The sequence below is a fragment of the Kitasatospora sp. NEAU-CNBT7 genome (assembly GCF_057220535.1).
Genome location: NZ_JBXQQB010000019.1, coordinates 86,866 through 111,155, shown reverse-complemented (window position 1 = coordinate 111,155; position 24,290 = coordinate 86,866). Strand labels below are relative to the sequence as shown.

19 protein-coding genes and 1 riboswitch are annotated in these 24,290 nt (G+C 75.1%); of the genes, 8 read left to right on the top strand and 11 right to left on the bottom strand.

Annotated features, from left to right (window positions below; all coding sequences use genetic code 11):
- The first annotated feature begins 41 nt into the window (after positions 1–41).
- Entirely contained in the window at positions 42–932 is an 891-nt protein-coding gene (locus AC2TEW_RS23950) for a DMT family protein (protein ID WP_484625395.1), read from the top strand.
- Between the two features lie 204 nt (positions 933–1,136).
- On the opposite strand, the gene AC2TEW_RS23945 is transcribed toward AC2TEW_RS23950, so the two are convergent.
- Together AC2TEW_RS23945 and snpA are read right to left on the bottom strand one after the other, a co-directional pair.
- Positions 1,137–2,021, bottom strand: coding sequence for a S41 family peptidase (locus tag AC2TEW_RS23945; protein WP_484625394.1), 885 nt, complete (start codon positions 2,019–2,021; stop codon positions 1,137–1,139).
- 74 nt (positions 2,022–2,095) lie between these two features.
- Complete coding sequence (snpA, locus tag AC2TEW_RS23940; protein WP_484625393.1) at positions 2,096–2,743, bottom strand: snapalysin; 648 nt, start codon at positions 2,741–2,743, stop codon at positions 2,096–2,098.
- 190 nt (positions 2,744–2,933) lie between these two features.
- On the opposite strand from snpA, the gene AC2TEW_RS23935 reads away from it, so the two are divergent.
- On the top strand, positions 2,934–3,962 hold the full coding sequence (locus AC2TEW_RS23935; protein ID WP_484625392.1) for a LysR family transcriptional regulator: 1,029 nt from the start codon (positions 2,934–2,936) through the stop codon (positions 3,960–3,962).
- 156 nt (positions 3,963–4,118) lie between these two features.
- On the opposite strand, the gene AC2TEW_RS23930 is transcribed toward AC2TEW_RS23935, so the two are convergent.
- Positions 4,119–5,090 (bottom strand): hypothetical protein, encoded by a 972-nt coding sequence (locus AC2TEW_RS23930; RefSeq protein WP_484625391.1) that lies wholly within the window; start codon positions 5,088–5,090, stop codon positions 4,119–4,121.
- 386 nt (positions 5,091–5,476) lie between these two features.
- Here AC2TEW_RS23930 and AC2TEW_RS23925 point away from each other — a divergent pair, with 386 nt between their 5' ends.
- Positions 5,477–6,271 (top strand): hypothetical protein, encoded by a 795-nt coding sequence (locus AC2TEW_RS23925; RefSeq protein ID WP_484625390.1) that lies wholly within the window; start codon positions 5,477–5,479, stop codon positions 6,269–6,271.
- Between the two features lie 85 nt (positions 6,272–6,356).
- Entirely contained in the window at positions 6,357–6,809 is a 453-nt protein-coding gene (locus AC2TEW_RS23920) for a VOC family protein (protein ID WP_484625389.1), read from the top strand.
- A 100-nt stretch (positions 6,810–6,909) separates the two neighbouring features.
- On the opposite strand, the gene AC2TEW_RS23915 is transcribed toward AC2TEW_RS23920, so the two are convergent.
- The 3 genes from AC2TEW_RS23915 to AC2TEW_RS23905 are packed head-to-tail and all read right to left on the bottom strand — an operon-like array spanning position 6,910 to position 10,237.
- Entirely contained in the window at positions 6,910–8,415 is a 1,506-nt protein-coding gene (locus AC2TEW_RS23915) for a precorrin-2 C(20)-methyltransferase (protein WP_484625388.1), read from the bottom strand.
- Positions 8,412–9,038, bottom strand: coding sequence for a precorrin-8X methylmutase (locus tag AC2TEW_RS23910; protein WP_484625387.1), 627 nt, complete (start codon positions 9,036–9,038; stop codon positions 8,412–8,414). The genes AC2TEW_RS23915 and AC2TEW_RS23910 overlap by 4 nt, the downstream gene beginning before the upstream one ends.
- Complete coding sequence (locus AC2TEW_RS23905) at positions 9,035–10,237, bottom strand: ferredoxin-like domain-containing protein (RefSeq protein WP_484625386.1); 1,203 nt, start codon at positions 10,235–10,237, stop codon at positions 9,035–9,037. Before AC2TEW_RS23905 ends, AC2TEW_RS23910 begins: the two co-directional genes overlap by 4 nt.
- A 114-nt stretch (positions 10,238–10,351) precedes the next feature.
- A riboswitch (cobalamin riboswitch) is annotated at positions 10,352–10,474 on the top strand.
- Between the two features lie 121 nt (positions 10,475–10,595).
- Here AC2TEW_RS23905 and cobN point away from each other — a divergent pair.
- Both cobN and lnt read left to right on the top strand, forming a co-directional pair.
- The gene (gene cobN / locus AC2TEW_RS23900; protein ID WP_484625385.1) at positions 10,596–14,210 is read left to right on the top strand and encodes a cobaltochelatase subunit CobN; all 3,615 of its coding nucleotides are present in this window, start codon (positions 10,596–10,598) and stop codon (positions 14,208–14,210) included.
- A gap of 107 nt (positions 14,211–14,317) precedes the next feature.
- Entirely contained in the window at positions 14,318–15,883 is a 1,566-nt protein-coding gene (gene lnt, locus AC2TEW_RS23895) for an apolipoprotein N-acyltransferase (protein ID WP_484625384.1), read from the top strand.
- An 8-nt stretch (positions 15,884–15,891) separates the two neighbouring features.
- On the opposite strand, the gene AC2TEW_RS23890 is transcribed toward lnt, so the two are convergent.
- Positions 15,892–16,656 carry a VOC family protein gene (locus AC2TEW_RS23890; protein ID WP_484625383.1) on the bottom strand — a complete coding sequence of 255 codons (765 nt, stop codon included), beginning with the start codon at positions 16,654–16,656 and terminating at the stop codon, positions 15,892–15,894.
- 3 nt (positions 16,657–16,659) lie between these two features.
- Entirely contained in the window at positions 16,660–17,568 is a 909-nt protein-coding gene (locus tag AC2TEW_RS23885; RefSeq protein ID WP_484625382.1) for an NADP-dependent oxidoreductase, read from the bottom strand.
- 180 nt (positions 17,569–17,748) lie between these two features.
- Here AC2TEW_RS23885 and AC2TEW_RS23880 point away from each other — a divergent pair, with 180 nt between their 5' ends.
- Both AC2TEW_RS23880 and AC2TEW_RS23875 read left to right on the top strand, forming a co-directional pair.
- Complete coding sequence (locus tag AC2TEW_RS23880) at positions 17,749–18,411, top strand: GTP cyclohydrolase II (protein WP_484625381.1); 663 nt, start codon at positions 17,749–17,751, stop codon at positions 18,409–18,411.
- Between the two features lie 159 nt (positions 18,412–18,570).
- Entirely contained in the window at positions 18,571–19,782 is a 1,212-nt protein-coding gene (locus tag AC2TEW_RS23875) for an FAD-dependent oxidoreductase (RefSeq protein ID WP_484625380.1), read from the top strand.
- Here the strand turns inward: AC2TEW_RS23875 and AC2TEW_RS23870 are convergent.
- The 3 genes from AC2TEW_RS23870 to AC2TEW_RS23860 are packed head-to-tail and all read right to left on the bottom strand — an operon-like array spanning position 19,751 to position 24,290.
- Positions 19,751–20,992 carry a carboxylate--amine ligase gene (locus AC2TEW_RS23870; protein WP_484625379.1) on the bottom strand — a complete coding sequence of 414 codons (1,242 nt, stop codon included), beginning with the start codon at positions 20,990–20,992 and terminating at the stop codon, positions 19,751–19,753. The two genes, AC2TEW_RS23875 and AC2TEW_RS23870, sit on opposite strands and share 32 nt — an antisense overlap.
- 26 nt (positions 20,993–21,018) lie before the next feature.
- Entirely contained in the window at positions 21,019–22,329 is a 1,311-nt protein-coding gene (locus tag AC2TEW_RS23865) for a glycoside hydrolase family 16 protein (RefSeq protein ID WP_484625378.1), read from the bottom strand.
- A complete protein-coding gene (locus AC2TEW_RS23860) occupies positions 22,326–24,290 on the bottom strand; it encodes a glycosyltransferase (RefSeq protein ID WP_484625377.1) in 1,965 nt (654 codons plus the stop codon). The genes AC2TEW_RS23865 and AC2TEW_RS23860 overlap by 4 nt, the downstream gene beginning before the upstream one ends.

Sequence of the window (24,290 nt, the reverse complement as noted above, 5' to 3'; positions counted from 1 at the left end):
GGTCCGCCGGGATCGGCCGGCCAGGCCATAGCCTCTGGACCATGTCACTCGGGGTGATCTGGGCGCTGGTCGCCGCACTCCTCGCCGGCCTGGCGACGGTGCTGGAGGCACTCGGCACCCGCCGGGCCGCCCGCGGGCGCGATGCGGCCGCCGCCGGCGCCGGGGCAGCGGCGCTGGTGGGCGCGGTCCGGCAGTGGCCGTTCCTCGCCGGTGTGGTGCTGGACGTGCTCAGCTTCGCCGCCGAACTGGTCGCGCTGGAGCGGCTCCCGCTGTACGTCGTCGAGGCGATGCTCTCCTCCGCGCTGGCCGTGACGGCCGTCGGCGCGGCAGCTCTGCTCCGGGTCCGGCTGCGGCGGATCGAGTGGACGGCGGTGCTCGCGGTCTCCGCCGGACTGGCCGTACTGGCCGTCACCGCCGGGCGCGAGGGCAGCGGAAAGGGCGACCTGACCCTGCGGGTCGTCACGCTGGTGGCGGCGGTGGGCCTGCTGGGCGCGACCTGGGCGGCGGGCCGCCTCCCGGCCGGCTCCCGGGCCACCGTGCTCGGGCTGGTCGCCGGACTCGAGTTCGGCCTGGTGGGGGTCGCGGTGCGGGTGCTGCCCTCGCTCGACGTCGGGCATCTGTTCACCGAACCGTCCGCGTACGCGGTCGCGATCGGCGGGATCGGCGGGTTCGTGGCACTGACGGCGGCCGTCGAGAAGGGCTCGGTGACCGCGGCGACGGCGGCCATGGTGATCACCGAGACGGTCGGGCCGGCCGCCGTCGGGGTCCTGGTGCTCGGGGACCGCACCCGGACGGGAGCCGTCCCGGCGGCGGTCGCGGGCTTCGTGGTCGCCGTGGCGGGCGTGCTGATGCTGGCCCGCTTCGGCGACGCCGAGCGGGTGTCCGCCGGGGACGCGGCCCCCGCCCCCGACCCCGCGGCCGACGGCAGCTGAGGGCGGGGCGGGGACGGCGGCCGCGGGCCAAGATCGGACGTCGAACGTCGAACGCCGGACGCCGGCCGTCAGCCGTCAGCCGTCAGCCGTCAGCCGTCAGCCGTCAGCCGTCAGCCGTCAGCCGTCAGGGGCCGGATATCGGATGACAGCACATGGATAACCGTCGACAGATGACAGATTTCATCATCTGTCATCTGCGATCGGTCAGGCCAACTCCGCCGCCAGCCCCTTCAGCGCCGTCTCCAGTGCCAGCTCCGCCGGGACGGCCACATCCGGAACGACGCCGACGCCCTCCCAGTTGGTGCCGGTGATCGGGTTGATCGAACGGGAGGTCGGCACGGTGACGGTGACATGCGGGGTGAGCGGGTACCACTCGGTGGGGTGCGCGCCGCCCCTGGTGGTCTCGCCGATCAGGGTGGCCCGCTGCTGCACCTTCAGGTTGTAGGCGAGCTCCTCACCGCCGGAGAAGGTGGTCGCGCTGGTCAGTACCCGCACCGGCCGGTCCAGGTAGCGCGGCGCCGGAAGGTGGCCGGAGGTCCAGAACTGGCGGGTGCGTCCGGTGGTCCGCTCGTAGACGTCGTTCAGGTGCACCTCGCCGTCGGCGAAGAAGTAGCTGCACCACAGGGCGACGCCCTCCGGCGAGCCGCCGCGGTTGTGGCGCAGGTCGATGACGAGCGCGTCGGTGCCGGCCACCAGCCGCATCGCGGCGGCGAACATCTCGGCGCCGTCGGCCGGGGTGGCGATCAGCCGCAGGTCCAGGTAGCCGATGTTGCCGTCCAGCCGCTCGACCCGGCGCACGCCCTGGTTCTCGGAGCGGCAGAGCGCCGAGAAGGCGGCGTCCGCGTCCTCGTCCTCCTCCATCGGCTGCGGCTCCTCGCGCCACATCAGCCGCAGGTGCTTGTCGGGGCAGACCTGCTGCAGGTGTCCGGTGACGGCGGTGCACAGGTCGGGGACGGCCAGTCCCTCGTACTCGCCGGCGGCGAGGCGGCGGCGGATCTCGGCCTCGGCCTCGGCGGCGCGGTCGGGGAACACGTAGCCCGTGGTGATCCGGGTGAGCGCGTCCTCGAGTATGGCGTGATGGGTGGTCATGGAACCGGATGGTAGTGCGAGGACCCGGCCCCGGCGGTAGCCGTTTTCGGGGCCGGGTCCAGCGCGGCGACCGGTCAGCCGGCCGCGACGGCCGCCGTCAGGCCGTTCACCCAGAGCGAGTTGACCCGGTTCTTCTCCGCGGTGTTCGGGTACGCGTTGGTGCACGAGGTGCCCGGCCCGCCACCGGACATCAGCTCGCTGCACGGGCCGGAGTAGTGGTCCGGCAGGCCGAGCACGTGGCCGGTCTCGTGCGCCACCACGCGGACCGAGTAGTACTGGCGGTTCTGCGCGTAGTCGAGGAAGACGTACCCGCGGCCGTGGCCGTCGGTGCTGGCGTACGAGCCGCGCGAGTCGTTGCCCTCGTAGTAGCGGAAGTCGGCGTTGGTACCGCTGCGCAGCTGCACGTTGCGCACCGAGCCGTTCCAGATCGAAGCGCTGCTGGCTATCTGGCTGCGGAAGGTCGGCGCGCTGCTGGCGTCGTAGGTCACGGTGACGGTCTGGAGGAACGGGTTGGCGGCCTTCTTGGCCAGCGCCGACTTCATCACCGCCTGGTAGAACGCCTGGTTGTTGGCCGCCTCCTCGGCCGAGCCGGTGTACGAGGACGCGACGTAGCCCTGCTGGGGAGCCGTGTCGGAGGTCGCGGCGGTGGCGGGCGTGGCGGCCAGGCCGGCGGCGAGCGCGAGGCCGACGGCAGCGGTGAGCGACAGGACGGAACGCTTCATGTGGGGGAACTCCGTTCGCGAGTTCCACGGCGGTTGGGGGCGCCGCGGAGCACCGGTGAAGTGGTGACAGCAGAGAGCTTCGTCCAGCTCCGCGAGCCGACGCACGATGTCAGTCCGGTGATAACGCGCGGGAATATCCCCACATGTCACGAGCTGTCACCGGGTGTCACCCGGGATTCCATTCCATGACATGGCCCTGGCAAAGACTTGGCCATCTGGTTATGCTCCGGCTGTGGAGCTCGACGTGAGACACCTGCGCGTGCTGTGCGCCATCGCGGACACCGGCAGCGTGCGCAAGGCGGCACTGCAGCTCGGCATGACCCAACCCGCCCTCTCCACCCAGCTGCACCGCATCGAACGCACCATCGGTGGCGCCCTGTTCACCCGTCAGCAGACCGGCAGTCACCCCACCGCGCTCGGTCACTCGGTGCTCTCCCGGGCCCGGCCCATCATCGGCGAGATGGCCACCCTGGTCGCCGCCGCCCGGCAGGAGGCGGTCGGCGCCGAGCAGCTCAAGCTGCGGATCGGCAGCGTCGGCAGCCGCGCCGTACCGGCCTGGCTGCGCAAGGTCCACGACCGGTTACCCGACACCGACACCACCATCCACGTCGACATCTCCGCCATCGCCCTGCTCCGCATGATCGCCACCGAGCAGCTGGACACCGCCTTCGTACACGAGAGCGAGGGCTTCCCGCTCAGGATCCCGGCCGGCACCGAGCACCGCGTCCTGCTCGACCGCGAGCCGCAGTTCCTCGCGATGTCGGTCCGCCACCCGGCGGCCACCCAGCCCGTGGTACGGCTGGCCGACCTCGCCGAGGACACCTGGATGGTCGACCCGACGGCCGACCACGAGTACGCCGCCATGCGGCGGGCCTTCTCCGCCGCCGGGCTCGACCCCCGGGTCCTCCAGGTCCGCGACAACGCCACCGCGGCCGAACTGGTCGCCTCCGGCGAGGCCGTCCGCCCCTGCCAGCCCACCTCGGCCCCCGTCCCCGGCACCGTGGTCCGCCCCCTGCACGGCGACCCGCTCGGCGTCCGCCTCCTGCTCACCTGGCGCACCGACACCCTCACCACCCCCACCCTGGACGCCCTCTACACCGACCTGCGCACCGCCTACCTCGACCTCGCCCGCGCCAACCCCACCTACCTGGCCTGGCTGCTCCGGCACAACCGCTCCCTCCCGCACCTGCTCGGCCCGGCGGAGAGCTCACCCAACTAGGAGCTGCCCGGCCGACCGTGTGACGGAGCCTGATCCGGCGTGATGGTCCAGGCCCGGGGCGCGGAGAAGCGCGGTGATCCGTCGGACGCGGAGCGGGAACGGCTGCTGCCGTACCTACGGGTGGGCAACGGCCGGTGCGGGTGGTGGCGTGAGGTGTCACACGGGGACGACGACCAGGCCCGCGACGTGGCGGGCGAGCTGAGCCGGGCCGTGCCCGGCGAGCGCCCGGTGGACGTAGCCGGGCACCGCGGGCCGCAGCCCGGCGGCGACGTGGCGCAGGTGGGCGGTGTGGTGGAACCGCGTCATCGGGCCGGGTCCGTCGAGCAGGGTGACGCCGTCGGCGGCCCGGCCGGCACACGGACGGTACTCGCGCAGGGTGTCGTGCAGGCGCCGGGCGACCGCGCCCGCGCCGGACTGCGGTGCGGTCAGCAACCCGCGCAGCCGCGGGTGCACCCCCTGACCGGCGAGCTCGGCGTCGGTCGCGACGGGCGGGCACGGCCCGGCGCCGCGGGCGAGGAGCGGGGCGAAGGGCACGGCGCCGGCCAGCAGCCCGGGCCCGTCGAGGCCACCGAACCGCAGACCGGCGGCCTCCGCCTCGGCCGCGCGGAGGCGCAGGGCGGCGCGGACGGCCACGGCGGGCAGCAGCGCCGCGGCGGCGGTGACGGCGGTGACGGCGCCGAGAGGGGTGGCCGCGGTGGCCGCGGCGTCGGCGGCCTCCTCGGGCCCGGTGTGGAGCAGCAGCGCGGCCGGGACCTCCAGGTGCTCGGCGGTGTACAGCAGCCGGGTGAGCTGGGAGTCCGGGTCGGCCCGGCGGTCCGAGCCGATCCGCCACAGACCGGCGTGGCAGGCGAGGCTCCGCGTCTGGACCAGGCAGCCGAACCCCCGCCCACCGGGCTCCACCCACCACCAGAGCAGGTCGGCGCCGGTGGCCCTGCCGCGGTGGCTGTTGAACGAGACGTACCGGGCATCGGGCGGCAACTCCTGCAGCAGCTCCCGGACGATTTCCTCCTCCGCCGTGAAACACCCGCGGAAGAGCGCCTGCGCCAGGCTCCGGGGGCGGCGGCTGCGCGCGACGGCGCGGCCGTCGATCGGCATGCGCGCGCGCCCGGCCAGACCCATCAGCCTCACCCCTCCCCCGCCGCCCGGACCCGGCGGCGCCCGGACCCGCCCCCGTGCTCGCACCCATGATGACCCATCGCCCACCCGCCCGGACCGCTACGCCCGGACCGCCCGAGGCATCCTCCCGTCGGGCCGGGCACCGCATCCACCCCGGCACCGCCACCGCAGCGGCACTCGCCGGCCGACTACGCTCGCGACCGCCAGGACAGCACCTGGTGCCGCGAGCAGGCCCGTCCGGGCCGCGCGGCGGCGCACGCCGGCGACAGGCCGACGGCCGGCCGAACAGCTACGCACAAACAGCGATTGACGCTCCGTCAGATCTCGGCGAGCCTCGTTCCCGGGGGTGCCGACGTGGTGCGCCCGTACCCGTCGACAGCAGAGATGAGCTGGTGCAGATGACGACTGCCGTCCCGCAGTGGCCCGGTGAGTGGCAGGCCGAGATCCCGTCGATCCGCAACGGCAACAGCGCGCTGGGGCCGACGAACTCCCTGTTCAAGGGGGCCCTCGCGAACCACCCGCCGCTGGCCGGGATGGCCAACGCCTTCGTGGCCTCCCTGCTGGACCCGCATGCCACGCCGGGCGCCGCCAAGAGCCTGCTGATCGCGATGAACGACGCTCTCGTCGACCCGGTCAAGATCGCCAACGTGCCGGCCCTGGTCCAGCAGAACGGCGGCTTCCGGCTGCCGAGCGCCTTCCCGCTGCCGAGCTACACCGCCGCCCTGGAACTCATCGCCGCCAAGGCGCTCTGGCTGCACGGCCACACCGAGTTCCTGCCCTGGCCGTTCGACGACATCGCGCTCAAGCCCGACTTCGCGGTCCGCGGCAGGTGTCCGGCCAACCCGGGCCTGGACCCCGGGGCGTTCTACGACCTGTGCACCGAGGTCGCCGACACCCTCAAGGTCGGTGGCACCAAGACCACCGCGGACCTGGTCAACAGCCTCTACGCCGGTGTCACCGGCAAGCTGGCCGCCTACCCCACGAAGCAGGTCGGGGTCTTCCTGGACGCGTGCGACAACCCGTGCCTCTACAACGGCCCGGCGCTCAACCTCAACCGTGCCGCCCTCTGCGCCGGTCTCACCGCGAAGATCGTGCAGGACCTCAACCCCGAGCTCAAGCCGCGCCTGGTCTCGGTGTTCGTGCTCTTCCCGGACTGGCACCTGGAGCAGTTGAACGCCGCCGACTGGCACTGAGCCCCGAGCCGTCGCCGGCCCCTGCCGTCGCCCGCCCGCACTCCCGGGTTGCGGGCGCGGCCCGGCAGCCCATAGAACCGGTGGCATGACTCTGGACTGGAAACTGGTCATCGACACCGCCGACGCCCCCGCGCTCGCGGACTTCTGGGCCGCCGCCCTCGGGTACCGGGTCGAGGACCCGAGCGCGCTGATCGACCGCCTGCTGGCCGCCGGGCAGCTGCCCGAGGAGGCGGTCACCGAGCACAACGGCCACCGGATCTTCCGCGGGTACGCCGCGATCCGCCACCCCGACGACCCGTACGACGAGGTGAGCGGCATCGGCCGGGGCCGCCGGCTGCTGTTCCAGGACGTGCCCGAGCCCAAGACCGTCAAGAACCGGCTGCACATCGACATCCACGGTGAGCGCGGCCGGCTCGACGAACTGGTGGCCCGGCTGGAGGCGCTGGGGGCGACCCGGGTCCGCGAGCACGACCAGGGGCCGGCCGGACACTGGTGGATCATGCAGGACCCCGAGGGCAACGAGTTCTGCGCCGCCTGAGCACGGCCCGCACACAGGAGCGCCCCGGACCGCGCGGAGCCCCGGGCCGCCGATCCAGCGATCGGCGGTCCGGGGCTCCGGTACGGCTGCGCCCCGCCCGTCAGGCCGGCGGGTAGCGGCGCGGGGTCCAGACCACCTCGGTGCCGTTGTCGCGCGCGACGGCCTGGGTCTGCGAGGAGCCGATCAGCAGGATGGTCCGCATGTCGACCTCGGCCGGGTCGAGGTCCGCCAGCCGCACCGTCCGCACCCGCTCGGTCGGGCCGCCGACGTCGCGGGCCAGCACCACGGGGGTGTCCGGCGCGCGGTGCTCCAGCAGCAGGTCACGGGCCAGCCCGACCTGCGTGGTACGGCTCTTCGACCCCGGGTTGTACAGGGCGAGCACCAGGTCGGCGGCGGCGGCCGCGGCCAGCCGCCGGGCGACCACCTCCCAGGGCTTGAGCCGGTCGGAGAGCGAGACCACCGCGTAGTCGTGGCCGAGCGGGGCGCCCGCCCGGGAGGCGGCGGCGTGCGCGGCCGTCATCCCGGGGACGATCCGCACCGGCACCGAGCGGTACGGCTCGGCGCAGGCGGCCTCCAGGACGGCGGTGGCCATCGCGAACACCCCCGGATCGCCCGAGGAGACCACCGCGACCCGGTGGCCCCGCCGGGCCAGGTCGAGCGCGAACTCGGCCCGTTCGGCCTCCACCTTGTTGTCGGAGCCGTGCCGCTGCTGGCCGGGGCGCACCGGCACCCGGTCCAGGTAGGTGGTGTAGCCGACCAGGTCGGTGGCGCCCGCCAGCACGCCGCGCGCCTCGGGGGTGAGCCACAGCGGCCCGGCGGGGCCGGTGCCGACCACCACCACCTCGCCCTGGCCGGCGGGCCGTTCGGCCGCCACCCGGTCGATCCGGCTGGGCAGCACGGCGACCGAGAAGTACGGCACCGACTCCGGGTCCACCCCGGCCAGCGGCGCGGTGCGCTCACCCGGCATGGTGGCCCGCTCGACGTACTGCGCGTCCTCGAGCCGCCCGGCCCGCTCGAGCGCCCGGCGCACCGCCGGGAAGGTGCGGCCGAGCTTCATCACCACGGCCGAGTCGGCGGCGGCCAGCCGGGCCGTCAGCTCCTCCTCGGGCAGGGTGCCCGGGATGATCGTCAGCGTCTCCTCGGCCTCCACCAGCGGCCGGCCCAGCCGGGCCGCGGCGGCGCTCACCGAGGTCACGCCGGGCACCACCTCGGTCGGGTAGCGGTCGGCGAGGCGCTTGTGCATGTGCTGGTACGAGCCGTAGAACAGCGGATCGCCCTCGGCGAGCACCACCACGTCGCGGCCGGCGTCCAGGTGGGCGGCCAGCCGGGCGGCGGCCTGCTCGTAGAACTCGTCCAGCGCACCGCGGTAGCCGCCGGGGTGGTCGGTGCTCTCCACGGTCAGCGGATAGACCAGCTTCTCCTCGATCTGTCCGGCCGTCAGGTAGGGCTCGGCGATCGAGCGGGCGATCGAGCGGCCGTGCCGGGCGCTGTGGTACGCCACCACGTCGGCCTTGCCGATCAGTGCGGCGGCCTTGACGGTGACCAGCTCCGGGTCGCCGGGGCCGAGCCCGACACCGTACAGGCGGCCTGTCTGACGGTCCGTCATTCCACTTCGCTCGCAATCGCGTTGATGGCGGCGGCGGCCATCGCGCTGCCGCCGCGGCGGCCGCGCACCACCAGGTGCTCCAGGCCCGCCGGGTGCTCGGCCAGGGCCTGCTTGGACTCGGCGGCGCCGATGAACCCGACCGGGACACCGATCACCGCGGCCGGCCGCGGGGCACCGGCGGCCACCATCTCCAGCAGCCGGAACAGCGAGGTCGGCGCGTTGCCGACGGCGACCACCGCGCCCTCCAGGTGCGGCAGCCACAGCTCCATCGCGGCGGCGCTGCGGGTGTTGCCCAGCTTCGCGGCCAGCTCGGGCACCGAGGGGTCGGCCAGGGTGCAGATCACCTCGTTGCCGGCCGGCAGCCGCTTGCGGGTGACCCCGCTGGCCACCATGTTCACGTCGCACAGGATCGGCGCCCCGGCGCGCAGCGCCTCGCGGGCGCGGGCCACCACGCCCGGCGAGTACACCAGGTCCTCGACCAGGTCGGTCATGCCGCAGGCGTGGATCATCCGCACCGCGACCTGGGCCACGTCGGCGGCCAGGCCGGCCAGGTCGGCCTCGGCCCGGATGGTGGCAAAGGACTGCCGGTAGATCTCGGCGCCGTCCTTCTCGTACTCGATCACGTCATCCTCCGGGCCTCGGCGACCGCCTCGGCCATCTCTTGCGTCGTCACTTCCGCCGAGGCCTCGCCCCGGGTCACCCGGTAGCCCTGCCCCGTGGCGAGCACGTCCACCCAGGTTCCGCCCGGGTGTCCGCAGCGCCGCCCGCAGCCGGACCAGTGCACCGGCACCCCCGGCTGCTCCGCCGCGTCCAGGGCCGCCGCCGCGTCGGCGCGCACGTCGGCCAGCGACTTGGCGCAGCCGGGCGTTCCGGTGCAGGCGCTGGCGCGCTCCCAGGGCGAGCCCGGTTCGGTGCGCAGTCCGGCCTCGGCCAGCCGGGGCAGCCACCCGGCCGCCGCGCCGGGCAGCACCACACCGCGCCAGGGGGTCACCCGCAGGCCGTCCGCGGCCGCCTCGGCCAGCAGCCGCCACTGTCCGGCGTCGGCCCGGCCGAACCGCAGGCCGACCGACAGGCCGCCGGGCAGCACGCCGGCCGGCGGGTGCGGCCCGGCCGGTGCGGGCAGCTCCAGCGGGCCGGGGTCGAGCAGGTCGGGTGCCTCGCGCAGGTGCCAGGCGGTACGGCCGGCGGCCGCCAGCGCGGCCAGGAAGTCGCGGGCGGCGGCGAGGGCCGCGTCCACCGCGCCGCCGGCGGGAACCGGCCGGGCGGTGGCGGCACGGCCCAGGCGCAGCAGGGCCGCGCCGCCGGGCCTTGCGATCAATGTCACATCGGCATCGAGGGCGGCCACGTCGCCGCGCCCGTCGTCCAGCGCGAACAGGAACTTGCCGCTCAGCGCGGCGGCCCAGCCGCCGGCGCACAGCCGGTGGTCGAGTTCGCGCACCCAGGCCTGGACGTCGGCGTGGCCGCGGCCGTCGAGGCCGGCCAGCGGCGAGGCGACGATGTTGCGGACCCGCTCGTGCGTGTCGGACGGCAACAGTCCGGCCGCGCGCAGCCGGGCGCCCAGCTCGGCGCCGGCGTCCGAACCGAGGCCGCGCAGCTGGACGTTGCCGCGCGAGGTGGTCTCCAGCTGCCCGTCGCCGAGCTGCTCGGCGGCCTCGGCCAGGACCAGTGCCTGAGCGGCCGTCAGCAGTCCGCCGGGCACCCGGACCCGGGCGAGCGCGCCGTCGTCGGCCCGGTGCAGGCGCAGCGCGCCGGGGCAGGCGTCGGCCCGGCCCCGGTCGGGCAGGGCGGGGCCCGGCGCGGAGGCGTCGGGAGTGGGTGGCATGGCGGCGAGCATACAGATGGTCCGATCGGATGCCCCCGGTCTCGTAGATCACAGCCGCGGACCAGCTCCGCAGCCGGTCGGCACCCCGTACGATGCTGCCCGGGTGGCCCGCGGGCCACCCGTGCCAGCGACGGCGCAAGGGGAGGAAACCGGTGCAAACCCGGTGCGGTCCCGCCACTGTGACCACGGTTCACCGCCGTGGGAGCCAGGAACTCCTGCCGTCCCTCAGACCAGCCCTCCGGCGCGTGGCCGGGGGGAACCGCCACGGGGCGCGGACCCCGAGGAAGGCTTGACCTGTGCGCTGCCGCATGTCCTGCGCCGCCCGCCCGTTCGCCGACGAGGCCGGGAGGCCCCTCGCATGATCCTGCTGCTGTCGACCTCCGACACCGACCTGCTCAGCGCCCGCGCCTCGAACGGCCCGGTGCCGTACCGCCTGGGCAATCCGGCCCGGCTGGCCGTCGAGGACCTGCCCGCGCTGACCGAGGGCACCGACCTGGTGATCGTCCGGCTGCTCGGCGGCCGCCGCGCCTGGCAGGAGGGCCTGGACGCGCTGCTGGCCGGCCCCCGCCCGGTGGTGGTGCTGACCGGCGAGCAGGCCCCGGACGCCCAGCTGATGGAGCTGTCCACCGTCCCGGCCGGGCTCGCCGCCGAGGCGCACGCCTACCTCGCGCACGGCGGCCCGGCCAACCTGGCCGAACTGGGCGCCTTCCTGTCCGACACGGTGCTGCTGACCGGCCACGGCTTCGCGCCGCCGGTCTCCGCGCCGGAGTGGGGACCGCTGGAGCGCACCGCCCGCACCGCCGAGGGCCCGGTGATCGCGGTGCTGTACTACCGCGCGCACCACATGAGCGGCAACACCGGCTTCGTCGAGACGCTCTGCCGGGCGATCGAGGACCGGGGCGCGCAGGCGCTGCCGCTGTACTGCTCCTCGCTGCGCGGCGCCGAGCCGGAGCTGCTGGCGCGCCTGGGGACCGCCGACGCGATCGTCACCACCGTGCTGGCGGCCGGCGGCACCCGCCCGGCCGACGCGCAGGCCGGCGGCGACGAGGAGGCCTGGGACGCGGGCGCGCTCGCCGCGCTGGACCGCCCGATCCTCCAGGCGCTCTGCCTGACCTGGTCGCGGGCGGCCTGGGAGGCCAGCGACGACGGGCTGTCCCCGCTGGACACCGCCACCCAGATCGCCGTCCCGGAGTTCGACGGCCGTCTGATCACCGTGCCGTTCTCGTTCAAGGAGCTGGACGAGGACGGGCTGACCGTCTACGCGGCCGACCCCGAGCGGGCCGCCCGGGTGGCGGGCATCGCGGTCCGGCACGCCCGGCTGCGGCACGTCCCGGCCGCCGAGCGGCGGCTCGCGCTGGTGCTCTCGGCGTACCCGACCAAGCACGCCCGGGTCGGCAACGCGGTCGGTCTGGACACCCCGGCCTCCGCGATGCGGCTGCTGGCGCGGCTGCGCGCGGAGGGCATGGACCTGGGCACCGACCTGCCGGGCCTGGACGACGATGCCTCCGAGGACCAGCACGAGGGTGATGCGCTGATCCACGCGCTGATCGCGGCGGGCGGGTACGACCAGGACTGGCTGACCGAGGACCAGCTGGCCCGCAACCCGGTCCGGATCCCGGCCGCGGACTACCGCCGCTGGTACGCCACCCTCCCGGAGGGCCTGCGCGGCCAGGTCGAGGAGCACTGGGGCCCGCCGCCCGGCGAGCTGTACGTGGACCGCTCGCAGAACCCGGACGGCGACATCGTGCTGGCCGCGATCCGGTCCGGGAACCTGCTGGTGCTGATCCAGCCGCCGCGCGGTTTCGGCGCCAACCCGGTGGCGATCTACCACGACCCGGACCTGCCGCCCAGCCACCACTACCTGGCCGCCTACCGCTGGATCGCGGCCGAGCAGTCGGACGGCGGCTTCGGCGCCGACGCCGTGATCCACCTCGGCAAGCACGGCAACCTGGAGTGGCTGCCCGGCAAGACCGCCGCGCTGTCCGCCGACTGCGGGCCGGACGCGGTACTCGGCGACCTGCCGCTGATCTACCCCTTCCTGGTCAACGACCCGGGCGAGGGCACCCAGGCCAAGCGCCGCGCCCACGCCACCCTGGTCGACCACCTGGTGCCGCCGATGGCCCGCGCCGACTCGTACGGGGACATCGCCCGGCTGGAGCAGCTGCTGGACGAGCACTCCAACATCGCGGCGATGGACCCGGCCAAGCTGCCGGCGATCCGGGCCCAGATCTGGACCCTGATCCAGGCCGCCCGCCTGGACCACGACCTGGGCCTGGACGAGCGGCCCGAGGACGACGGCTTCGACGACTTCCTGCTGCACGTCGACGGCTGGCTGTGCGAGGTGAAGGACGCCCAGATCCGGGACGGGCTGCACGTGCTCGGCCAGGCGCCGCAGGGCACCGACCGGGTCAACATCGTGCTGGCGATCCTGCGGGCCCGGCAGATCTGGGGCGGGGTCAGCGCGCTGCCCGGCCTGCGCGAGGCGCTCGGTCTGGACGAGGCCGCGCCGACCCTGGGCGCCACGGACGCGGCCGAGGCGCAGGCCCGCGCCCTGGTCGAGGCGATGGAGGCCGAGGACTGGGCGCCGGAGGCGGTGGAGAAGGCCGCCGCCGGGCACCCGGACGCGGTCCGTGCGGTGCTGGACTTCGCCGCCCGCCAGGTGGTGCCCCGGCTCGCCGCCACCACCGACGAGCTGGACGCGGTGCTGCACGCGCTGAACGGCGGCTTCGTGCCGGCCGGCCCGTCCGGCTCGCCGCTGCGCGGCCTGGTCAACGTGCTGCCGACCGGCCGCAACTTCTACTCGGTCGACCCGAAGGCCGTGCCCAGCCGGCTGGCCTGGGAGACCGGGCAGGCGCTGGCCGCCTCGCTGGTCGAGCGCTACCTGGCGGACAACGACGGCGCGTACCCGCCGTCGGTCGGCCTGTCGCTGTGGGGCACCAGCGCGATGCGCACGGCCGGCGACGACATCGCGGAGGCCTTCGCCCTGCTGGGCGTGCGCCCGGTCTGGGACGACGCGTCGCGCCGGGTCACCGGCCTGGAGGTGATCCCGCTCGAGGAGCTGGGCCGTCCCCGGATCGACGTGACGCTGCGGATCTCCGGCTTCTTCCGGGACGCCTTCCCGCACGTGGTGGCGCTGCTGGACGACGCGGTGCGGCTCGCCGCCCGGCAGGAGGAGGCACCGGCGGACAACTTCGTGCGGGCGCACGTGCAGGCCGACCTGGCGGTGCACGGTGACGAGCGCAAGGCCACCGTCCGGGTCTTCGGCTCCCGGCCGGGCACCTACGGCGCCGGTCTGCTGCAGCTGATCGACAGCCGGGACTGGCGCACCGACGCCGACCTGGCCGAGGTCTACACGGTCTGGGGCGGCTACGCCTACGGCCGCGAGCTGAACGGCCGCCCGGCCCGCGAGGAGATGGAGACCGCGTACAAGCGGATCACCGTCGCGGCCAAGAACACCGACACCCGTGAGCACGACATCGCGGACTCCGACGACTACTTCCAGTACCACGGCGGCATGGTCGCCACCGTGCGCGCGCTGACCGGGAAGAACCCGGCCGCGTACATCGGCGACTCGACCCGGCCCGAGACGGTCCGCACCCGCACCCTGACCGAGGAGGCGGCCCGGGTGTTCCGCGCCCGGGTGGTCAACCCGCGCTGGCTGGAGGCGATGCGCCGGCACGGCTACAAGGGCGCCTTCGAGATGGCCGCTACGGTGGACTACCTGTTCGGCTACGACGCCACCACCGGCGTGGTCGCGGACTGGATGTACGAGAAGCTGACCGAGGAGTACGTGCTCGACCCGGTCAACCGGGAGTTCCTCACCGGCGCCAACCCGTGGGCGCTGCACGGGATCAGCGAGCGCCTGCTGGAGGCCGCCGAGCGCGGTCTGTGGGCCGAGCCGGACCCCGCGCTGATCGACGCGCTGCGGACCGCCTTCCTGGAGACCGAGGGCGATCTGGAGGGCGAGGGCTGAGCCTCCCGCCGCGCGGACCGGGGGTACACCAGATCTTCACCTCCGGTCCGCCACGCGGGTGACCCGGGAATGAGGTGACCGGGCCTCAAGAAGCGGACAATCACGGCATGACCCTTCGTGCCGGCCTCACCCAGCCCGCCCGTTACGCCGCCCTCGGTTCGGGGGCCCTGCCCGTGCTGGCCTTCCCGGGGCTGGGGCTGGCGATGCTGGCGTGGGTCGCCCTGGTCCCCGGGATGCTGGCGATGCAGCGGGCGCCCAGCGGCCGGGAGGCGGCGGTGCGCGGCTGGTGGTTCGGCGCGGGCTTCATCCTGGTCGCGATGTACTGGCTGATCCCGTCGATCGGCCCGGGGCTGGTCCTGCTGGCGCTGCTGTTCGGCGCGCTCCAGGCGGCGCTGGGCCTCGCGGTCTGGCGCACCCTGCACCCGCCGCTGACCCCGCGGCGGGCGCTGACCGCCCTGGTGGTGGTCCCGGCGGTCTGGGTGACCTGCGAGTTCGCCCGCTCCTGGGCCGCGCTCGGCGGTCCGTGGGCGCTGCTGGGCGCCAGCCAGTGGGAGCACCCGGCGATCCTGGGGCTGGCCTCGGTCGGCGGGGTGTGGCTGGTCAGCGCGGCGGTGGCGGCGGCCAACACGGCGGTGCTGATCGTGCTCACCGCGCACCGGCCGCCGGTCCGCGCGCTGGCGGCGGCGGTGCTGGTGGCGGCCCTGGTGTCGGGGCCGCTGCTGTTCGCGGTGCAGCGGCAGAGCGCCCCGCAGGGGCTGGCCACGGTGGCGCTGGTGCAGCCCGGCCAGACCGCGGACGCGGACGCCAGGCTGGCCGCGAACGTCCGGATCAGCCAGAAGCTGGTGGGGCAGCCGGTCGACCTGGTGGTGTGGGGCGAGAGCAGCACCACCGCCGACCTGGACCGCGATCCGGCGGCGCTGGGCGACGTCCGGGCGCTGGCCGCGCTCAGCGGCGCCCAGTTGCTGGTCGGCGAGGACGCCAGGAAGGCCGACGGCCGGATCTCCAAGGACGCCGTGCTGGTCACCCCGGACGGGGTGGCGGCCCGCTACCGCAAGATCCGGCTGGTGCCGTTCGGCGAGTACATCCCGCTGCGTCCGCTGCTGGGCTGGATCGCGGGGGTGAGCGCGGCGGCGGGCGAGAACCGCGCCCCCGGCACCTCCTTCCACCTGCTGCCCACCACCGACCGCGCGGGCCAGGCGATGCCGGTCGGCGCGCTGATCTGCTTCGAGTCGGCGTTCCCCGACATGTCCAGGACGGCCGCCCGGGACGGTGCCCGGCTGATCGTCTACCAGTCGGCGACCTCGACCTTCCAGAACACCTGGGCCCCGGCGCAGCACGCCTCGCTGGGGGCGATCCGGGCCGCCGAGACCGGCCGTCCGGTGGTCCAGGCCGCGCTCACCGGCGAGTCCGTCGCGTACGACCGGCAGGGCCGGCGGCTGGCCCGGATGGACACCGGCGCCACCGGATCCGTCACGGTGAGCCTGCCGCTGGCCGCCCCCACCGCGCTGACCTGGTACGACCGGCTGGGTGACTGGGTGCCGGTGACGTGCGTGCTGATCACGCTGGCGGCCGCCGGCACCGCGCTGCGCCCCGCGGTCCGCCGGCCGGGCCGCCCCCAGGCGGCGCCGGCTCCGGCCGAGGACGAGGACGAGGAGCAGCCGGCGGACGCGTGAGGCCGCCGCTACCCGGCGGCGCCCGCCACGTGCACCCCGAACACCGCGCCCTGCTGGTCCTTGAGGACCGCCAGCCGGGGTCCGTCCGGGACGTCGGTGGGCGGCAGCAGCACGGACGCGCCGAGTGCGGCGGCCCGCTCGGCGGTGCGGTCGACGTCGGCCACCGCGAAGTACGGCATCCAGTAGGGCGGGGTGTCGGCGGGGAACTGGTCGGTCATGTCGGCCATCCCGCCGAAGTCGTGTCCGCGCAGGCCCCACTGGGTGTACATCTCGCCGACCGTGACGCTCCAGCCGAACACCCTCGGGTAGAACTCCTTGGCCTGCTGCACGGCCCGGGTGGTCAGCTCGACCCAGCCCAGCGAGCCCGGCTCGTCGATCACGGCGACGCCGTTGAAGGCCCGGGCCTGCCAGAGCGAGAAGGCCGCGCCGGCCGGGTCGGCGGCGACCGCGAACCGTCCCAGGTCGAACACCTCGGACGGTTCCAGCAGGATCCGGCCGCCGGCCGCGGTGACCGCGGCGGCGCTCGCGTCCGCGTCGGCGACCGCGAAGGAGACGGTCCAGGCGGTCGGCTGCTCGGGCTGGTGCAGGGGTGTCAGCCCGGCCACCGGGGCGTCGCCCAGCAGGAGACTGGTGTACCCGCCGGCCTCCTCGCGGGGGTCCTCCTCGACCCGCCAGCCGAACAGCTCCGCGTAGAAGGACTTGGCGGCCCCCGGGTCGACGGTGCCCAGCTCGACCCAGCAGGGCGCGCCGGGGGTCGTGGTGGTGATCTTCACGGGTCAGCTCACTTCCAGGATCAGCTTGCCGCGGGCGTGGCCGGACTCGACCTCGGCCAGTGCCTCGGCGGCCTGCTCCAGCGGGTAGGTGGCGGTGATCTGCGGGTCCAGGCGGCCGGCTGCGACCAGGTCGGCGAGCGCGGCCAGGGTGGGGGCGGCCGGGCTGCGGCGGATGAACGATCCGCCCAGCTCGGCGGCGGTGCCGGGGTCGGAGGTGGCGATCAGCCGGCTGCGGTCGGCGAGCGTCCCGGCCGCCGCCCTGGCGTCCGCGCCGCCGACCAGGTCGAGGATGCCGTCGACGCCCTGCGGCGCCTCGGCCAGGATGCGCTGCTGCACGCCGTCGCCGTACCGGATCTGGGTGGCGCCGAGGGATTCGACGAAGGCCCGGCGGGCGTCGCTCGCGGTGCCCAGCACCCGCAGGCCGCGGGCCCGGGCGAGCTGGGCGGCCACGCTCCCGACGCCGCCCGCGATGCCGAGGATCAGCAGGGTCTGCCCGGCCGTGAGCCCGACGCTGTCCACCCCGTCGTACGCGGTGGCGGCGGCCACCGGCAGCGCGGCGGCCTGGGCGAAGGTGACGCCGGCGGGTTTGCGGGCGGTGGCGTCGGCCGCCAGCAGGGTCTGCCGGGCGTAGCCGCCGACCGCGGCCACCCCGAACACCTCGTCGCCCACGGCGAAGCCGGCCACCCCTTCGCCGACCGCCTCGACCACGCCCGCCGCCTCCACCCCGAGCACGCCCGGCAGCGCCAGGTGCTTGCCGGTCAGGCCCCGGCGGATCTTCCAGTCGATCGGGTTGACCCCGGCGGCCCGCACGGCGATCCGCAGCTGGCCCGGGCCGGGCGCGGGGGCCGGCCGGTCGAGGAACGCCTGGTGCTGCGGGCCGCCGTAGTCGGTGAATCCGAATGCCTTGGACATGGAGCTTCCCTCGTCGTGTCGGCTGCTCCCCCTGCCCACTGTGCGTGGTGCCCGCCGGTGGCGGCTGGGGATGGTGGGCCGAAAGTGGCTCCCGAAAACCCATGTTGTTCAAATTGGAACTAAGGTGTACGGTCTCAGCCCGAGACACCGTTCAAATCTGAACCACGCCGGAGGCCGGGCATGACGCAGACCGAGACCGACCAGCACCAGCCCGCAGCCGCGCCCTCCCCCGCCACAGTGCGCTCGCGGGTCCGCATCCCGCTGACCTTCCCGGACGGCTACCACGTCGAGGCGGAGGTCTTCACCTTCCACGGCCTCGCCGACGGCGCCGAGCACCTCGCGCTCGCCCTCGGCGACCCCGCCGCCGGCGCCGCGCCCCTGGTCCGGCTGCACTCCGAGTGCCTCACCGGCGACGTCTTCGGCTCCGACCGCTGCGACTGCGGCCCGCAGCTGCGCGAGTCCGCCGAGCTGATCGCCGAGGCCGGCGGCTACCTGCTCTACCTGCGCCAGGAGGGCCGCGGCATCGGCCTCTACAACAAGCTGGACGCCTACGCGCTGCAGGACACCGGGCTCGACACCTACCAGGCCAACACCGCGCTCGGCCTGCCCGAGGACGGCCGCGACTACACCGCAGCCGCCCAGATGCTCACCACCCTCGGCGCCACCGCGGTCCGCCTGCTCAGCAACAACCCCGACAAGGCGCACCAGCTCGCCGCCCTCGGCATCGAGGTCACCGAGCACGTCCCGACCGGCGTGCACGTCTCCGCCAGCAACATCCGCTACCTGCGGGCCAAGGTGGAGCACACCGGGCACGCCATCCCGCTGGCCCGCCTGGTCGGCTGAGCCCCGCGGCCGCCGCGGGCCGCGCCGCCGGACGTGCCGGGCCCGTGGCCACGGTGCACCCTGGGAAGCGGGGACTCCCCCGCCCCGAGGAGGTGGCCCGATGACGCCGCACCGACCGTCCCGCCCCGCCGACCGGCGCACGTCGCCGCGGAGGCGACCGTGAAAGCCGACACCACCGTCCCGGTCACGGTCATCGGCGCCGGACCCTACGGCCTCGCCGTCGCCGCCCACCTCAAGGGCCGCGGGATCCCGATGCGGATCCTCGGCGAGCCGATGGACAGCTGGCGCTCCCGGATGCCGGTCGGGATGTTCCTGAAGTCCACCCCCCGCGCCTCCTCCATCTCCGACCCCTGGGGCCGGTTCCGGCTGGAGGACTTCCGGATCCAGGCCGGCCGCCCCCTCGGCGGCGACCAGCACCCCATCCCGATCGAGGAGTTCATCAGCTACGGCGAGTGGTTCGAACGCACCTGCGTGCCCGAGGTCGAACGCACCAAGGTGCTCCGCCTGCGGTACGAGGACGGGCGGTTCACCCTGCTCCTCGACACCGGCGAGACCTTCACCAGCGCCGCCGTGGTGCTCGCCACCGGCCTCCAGCCGTACGCCTGGGTCCCGCCGGTGCTGCAGCCGCTGGTCGACGCGGGCCTGGCCTCCCACCCCAACGCCCACGTGGACCTCGCGAAGTTCGCCGGACAGCGGGTCGCGGTGGTCGGCGCCGGGCAGTCGGCGCTGGAGAGCGCCGCGCTGCTGCACGAGGCGGACGCCCGGCCGACCGTGGTGGCCCGCACCCACGACCTGCTGTTCGGCGTCCCGCCCGAGACCGACCAGGACCACGACCGGCCCCTGACGTCCCGGCTGGCCGGCCCCGGATCGCCGCTCGGCCCCGGCTGGGGACTGCTGGCGTTCAGCCGGCTCCCCGCCGCCTTCCGCTACCTGCCCGACCGGCGGCGGGCCAGGTCGGTGCGCACGGTGCTCGGCCCGGCCGGCGCCTGGTGGCTGCGCGAGCGGGTGGACGGCCGGGTACCGGTCCTGACCGGCCACACCCTGGAGTCCTCCGAGGCCGACGACAGCACCGCCGTGCTCCGGCTGCTGGGACCGACCCGCACGGTGGAGGCCGACCACGTGCTGGCCGCCACCGGCTACCGGGTCGACGTCGAACGGATCGGCCTGCTCGACGAGCCGGTGCTGCGGGCGCTGCGCCTCACCCCCCAGGGGGCGCCGCGGCTGTCGGCCGGGTTCGAGTCCTCGGTGCCGGGGCTGTACTTCTCCGGGCTGTCCGCCGCGGACAGCTTCGGCCCGCTGCTGCGGTTCGTCGCCGGCACCGGTTTCGCGGCCCGCCGGATCAGCGCGGCCGTGGCCTCGAAGCCGCGCTGAGCGCCCGCCGGGCGACCCGCAGCACCGGCGTTCCGCCGAACCGGACGGCTTCGGCGAGCGCCGGTGCCGGGTCGTCCCGGCACAGCCACGCCCGCTCGGTGCCGCGGTGCGGGCGCAGCCCGCGCGGCGGGCGCCGCTCGTGCCAGGCGGTCACCGCGGCCGACAGCAGGTCCACCTGCCCCACCCCGAACCGCCGGGCCAGCTGCCCGCCGCGGGGGACCTCCCGGCCGGTGAGGGACAGGTGCAGGGCCCGGACCACGTCCACCCCGGCCGCCGTCTCGAAGAGCCGGAACTGGGCGCCGGTCCGCGGGTTGAAGTCGACCAGCTTGTACCGGCCGTCGCGCCGGTCCAGCCGCCAGTCCAGGTCGGCCACCCCGCTGTAGCCGATCTGCCGGCACAGCCGGGCGGCCAGCTCGGCCAGCTCCGGGTTGGGCACCGCGCGGGCCCGGGTGGTGATCCCGGCGCCGGGCGGCCAGGACCGCAGCTTGACCCCCGTGAACACCACCAGCGCCTCGCCGCCGGGACCGCAGCACAGGTGGGTGAACCAGTCCTCGGCGTGCTCCGCCGGCAGGTACTCCTGGACCAGCACCGAGGCCACCACCCCCGGCGGGCAGGCCGCCAGCAGCTCCCGCTCGTCGTGCACCACCGTGGTGGCGGCCACCGCGGGGCGGCTCAGCCGGCTGAACGAGCCGACGTTCTTCAGCACCACCGGGTAGCCCCAGTCCCGGGCGGCCGCCAGCAGCTCGCCCCGGTCGCGCGGGGCGAGGGCGCGGGGGGTCGGGACGTCGTTGGCCAGGCAGACCCCGCTCAGCTCGCCCTTGTCCGCGAGCATCCGCGGCAGCTTGGGCGGCACCGGGGGCAGCAGCAGGTCGGCGGCGAGCTCGTCGGCGTGCTCGGCGAGCAGCACCGCCGCCTCGTCGTCGGTCGCCACCGCGACACTGCGGCGGCCGACCGACCGGGCCGCCGCCCGGATCAGCGCGACCAGCCGCTCGGGCGGCTCACGGCCGTCGGTGGGCGCCACCAGCGGCCGGGTCAGGTACCGGGAGACCGCGGTCGGGGTGAAGCGGTCCTCCACCATCGCGTGGACCGGGACACCGAGCCGCCCGAACGACCTGACCACACCGACCGGGCTGTGCGCCTGCGGGTACCGTCCCACCTTGACCAGCAGGACGGGGACCGCGGGGTCCAGGGCGGGCCCGGCTCGTTCCATGTCGGCTCCCAGCTTCCTCGGCGGGATCAGTGCTGCCAGACCCCGACCCAGTCGACGTGCAACTGGGCGGAGTCGACATCGGACGGAGGTGACTGCGGGTACCCCACCGCGAGGTTGAGGATCAGCTCCATCGCCACGCTCGGGATGACGGCCGGGTCGGTCACCCGGAACTGCTGCACACCGTCGACGTACCAGGTCACCGAGTCGGGCTCCCAGTCCATCGCGAACACCGTCGGGCCGGCGGAGACGCTCTGCGGGGTGTAGCGGTGGCCGACGCTGCCGTCGCCGCCGTCCGCGGTCTTCCAGTGCAGGTTCATCGAGACGAACTGGTCCGTGCCGGGGAACTCGGCGACGTCGAGTTCGGGCGGGGCGCCGCGGGTCTCGGCAGGGATCAGCCAGAAGGCCGGGAACATGCCCCGCGGGTCCTGCGGGGTCCGGATGGCGGCCGCGAAGTACCCGTACGTGAAGGTGTGCAGGGGCGTGCCGTCCCAGGACTGCCGTCCGGTGCTGACCATGCCCGAGGTCCAGGGGTAGGTCTTGCCGTCGCTGCCCGCGGTCGGCGTGCGCTCGGCCGACAGGACCAGCGCGCCGCCGTTCACCGCGACCTGGCCGGGCAGGTACCACTGCTCCTCGTGGTTGCCCGCGTTGGTGCAGCCGGCGTCGTTCCAGTCGTAGCAGGTCACCCAGTTGGCGGGGTCCAGGCCGAGGCCGTTGAAGTCGTCCCGGAACACCTGGTGCCAGGCCCCGGGCGCGGCGGGGGTCTCGGAGGCGGCGGCGCCGGTCGCGGTGGCCTCGGCGCTCTGCGGGACGACGGTGAGGCCGTGGGACGCGGCCGGGCCGGCGCAGGCCGCGGTGAGCAGCAGCACGCAGGAGCCCGCGACCACGGTGCTGCGCCGGCCGAGGCGGCCGCGGCGGCGCGGGTCGGCGACTCTCGCCGGTGGTTCGTCCGTCGCGGGCAGCGGCGGTCCGTCGCCGTCCTGCCTGCCGCGGCGGCCGGGCAGCAGCGCGAGCAGCGAGGTGAGCAGCGCCAGTACGGCCATCGCCCGGCCCAGGGTGAACAGGTGGGCGAGGAAGAACGCCACGGCCACCAGCGTGACGGTGGCCGCGCTGAGCGCCAGCGCCAGCGCCACGGTGGCCAGCCGGTCGGGCCAGTTGGCGGACCGGGCCCGGGCGGGGGCGGCCAGCAGGGCCGCGGTGCCCGGTCCGAGCAGCAGGAACGCCGCGGTCACGGTGGTGCGGACCGGGTCGGCGGCCGGCAGCAGGGTGGTGAGCAGGGCGAGCCACCCGGACAGCGCCAGCATCAGCCGGGCCGGGTGCGGACGCAGGGTGCCGGTCATCGCTGCGGTGCCCCGCCGGGTGCGGGGGCTGCGTCGTGGACGGTCGGCAGGTAGCGGTAGACGGCGGCGTCGGGGCCGCTGTACAGCGGGAGGAAGTCCGGGGAGGCCGCGACGACGTCGTTCAGCCGCTCGACGGTGCCCGCCGGGAACAGGCCGGTCAGGTCGGTGTCCGCCGCCTGCGCCCGGGTCAGGATCAGGTACGCCGGGCCGGTCAGCCGTGGGTCGCTCATGGTGTCCTCCAGCGCCGTCAGCGGCTCCTGGAGCAGCCGCTGCCGGTCGGGGAGGCTGCCCTGGGACAACACGATCCGCTGAAGCTGGTCGTAGCGCATCTCCCCGCCCGGCAGGTCGCCGGTGGCCGAGACGACCAGCGACCCGGGCGGCGCCAGCTGGGTGAGGTACCGGGTGGCGGCGGCCTCCTGCGGGGTGAAGTAGTTCATCGTCTCCTTGGCGTAGTAGCCGACGAACAGCCCGGCCAGCAGCGCCAGCATCACCACCGTCGAGATCCAGGTCCGCACCCGGCGGCGCGGCGGGGGCTGCACCAGCAGGGTGGCCAGCAGGAACGCGGCGGCCGGCAGCGCGAAGAGGTAGGCGCGGAACACCATCTCGCCGCCGTAGTTGTTGCTGAGCAGCAGCGGCAGCGGGGCCACCAGCAGCCAGGGCAGCGGGCTGTGCCGGGCCCAGCGGTGGCAGAGCAGGGCGACCACGGCGAGCAGCAGCACGGAGGCGGTCAGCCCGCGGTCCACCCAGGAGGCCATCACCTGCTGCGGGGCGGCGGTGCCGAGCCGGGACAGGTTGGGCAGGGCGTTCTGGTCCGGCGAACCGAGCGCGGAGACCAGGCTGCTGAGGTTGGCGGAGATGTAGGGGCGGGCGACCGTGGCGTCCCACAGGAAGGTCAGCGCGACCGCGCCGGCCAGCACCGGCGCCACCACCCGCCGGTTGCGGCGCGGCAGTGAGAGCAGCGCCAGGAAGCTGATCATCATCAGCGGGGTCAGCGGGTGCGAGCAGACGATCGCCGCCACCAGCACCATCACCAGGGCGAACGGCACCGGGCGCCAGCCGGCCCGCCCGGCGGCGTCGGAGCGCCGGGACAGGGCCCGGGCCCCGGTCGGCCGGGCCCGCCCCGCCGGGTCCGGGCCCGGCCCGCTCGCGCGGGTGTCGGCGAGCCGCCGCAGCACCAGCGCGAGCAGGGTGAGGAAGAGGAAGTAGGCGAACGCCTGCGGGGAGAAGTAGTCCTGCCCGATCCAGGCGGTGGAGTAGTAGAGCCACAGGCCGCCCCAGACCAGCCTGCGGTCCTGGGTGAGCGTCCGGTAGATCATCATCAGCGGGCCGAGCAGCAGCAGGTTGGCCAGTACGGGGTACCAGGAGGCGTACCCGAGCGCCGAGTGGAGGCCGGTGGCGCGCAGGAACACCACGTTGAGCTGGAAGAAGCCGGGCCACTGGTCGTAGACGTCCATGTCGTGCGCGCCCGGCACCGAGCCGTTGTGGCGCATCATCGCGTCGATGACGGCGACGTGCTTCCAGGCCCAGGCGTACCGCAGTTCGGGGTAGAGCAGGCTGGGGGTGGCGTGGATCAGCGCGATCAGGCCGACCACGTACCCGGCCGCCCAGCGCTGCGGCAGGCGCGGCGCGCGCAGGGTGGCGACGAAGCCGAGGGTGAGCAGGACGACGGCGGCCCAGTACAGCGGCGGCAGGGCCTGCAGCAGCCCGAGGGTGCCCATCCGTTCCAGCCGGACGCCGGACAGCGACACCAGCCACAGGCCGAGCGCGATCGGCAGCGGGGCCCGGACCAGCCACCCGGACCAGCCGCCGCGGCCGGGGACCAGGGCGCGCAGGCCGCGGCGCGCCGGAACGGCGGGGGCCCGGTCGGCGAGCGGGCGCGCGGCGGGATCGGGGGTGCCGGTGGTCTGCTGGTCGGCCATCGCGGTCTCTCCCGGGTCGGGGCCGCTCAGCGGCTCGATCAT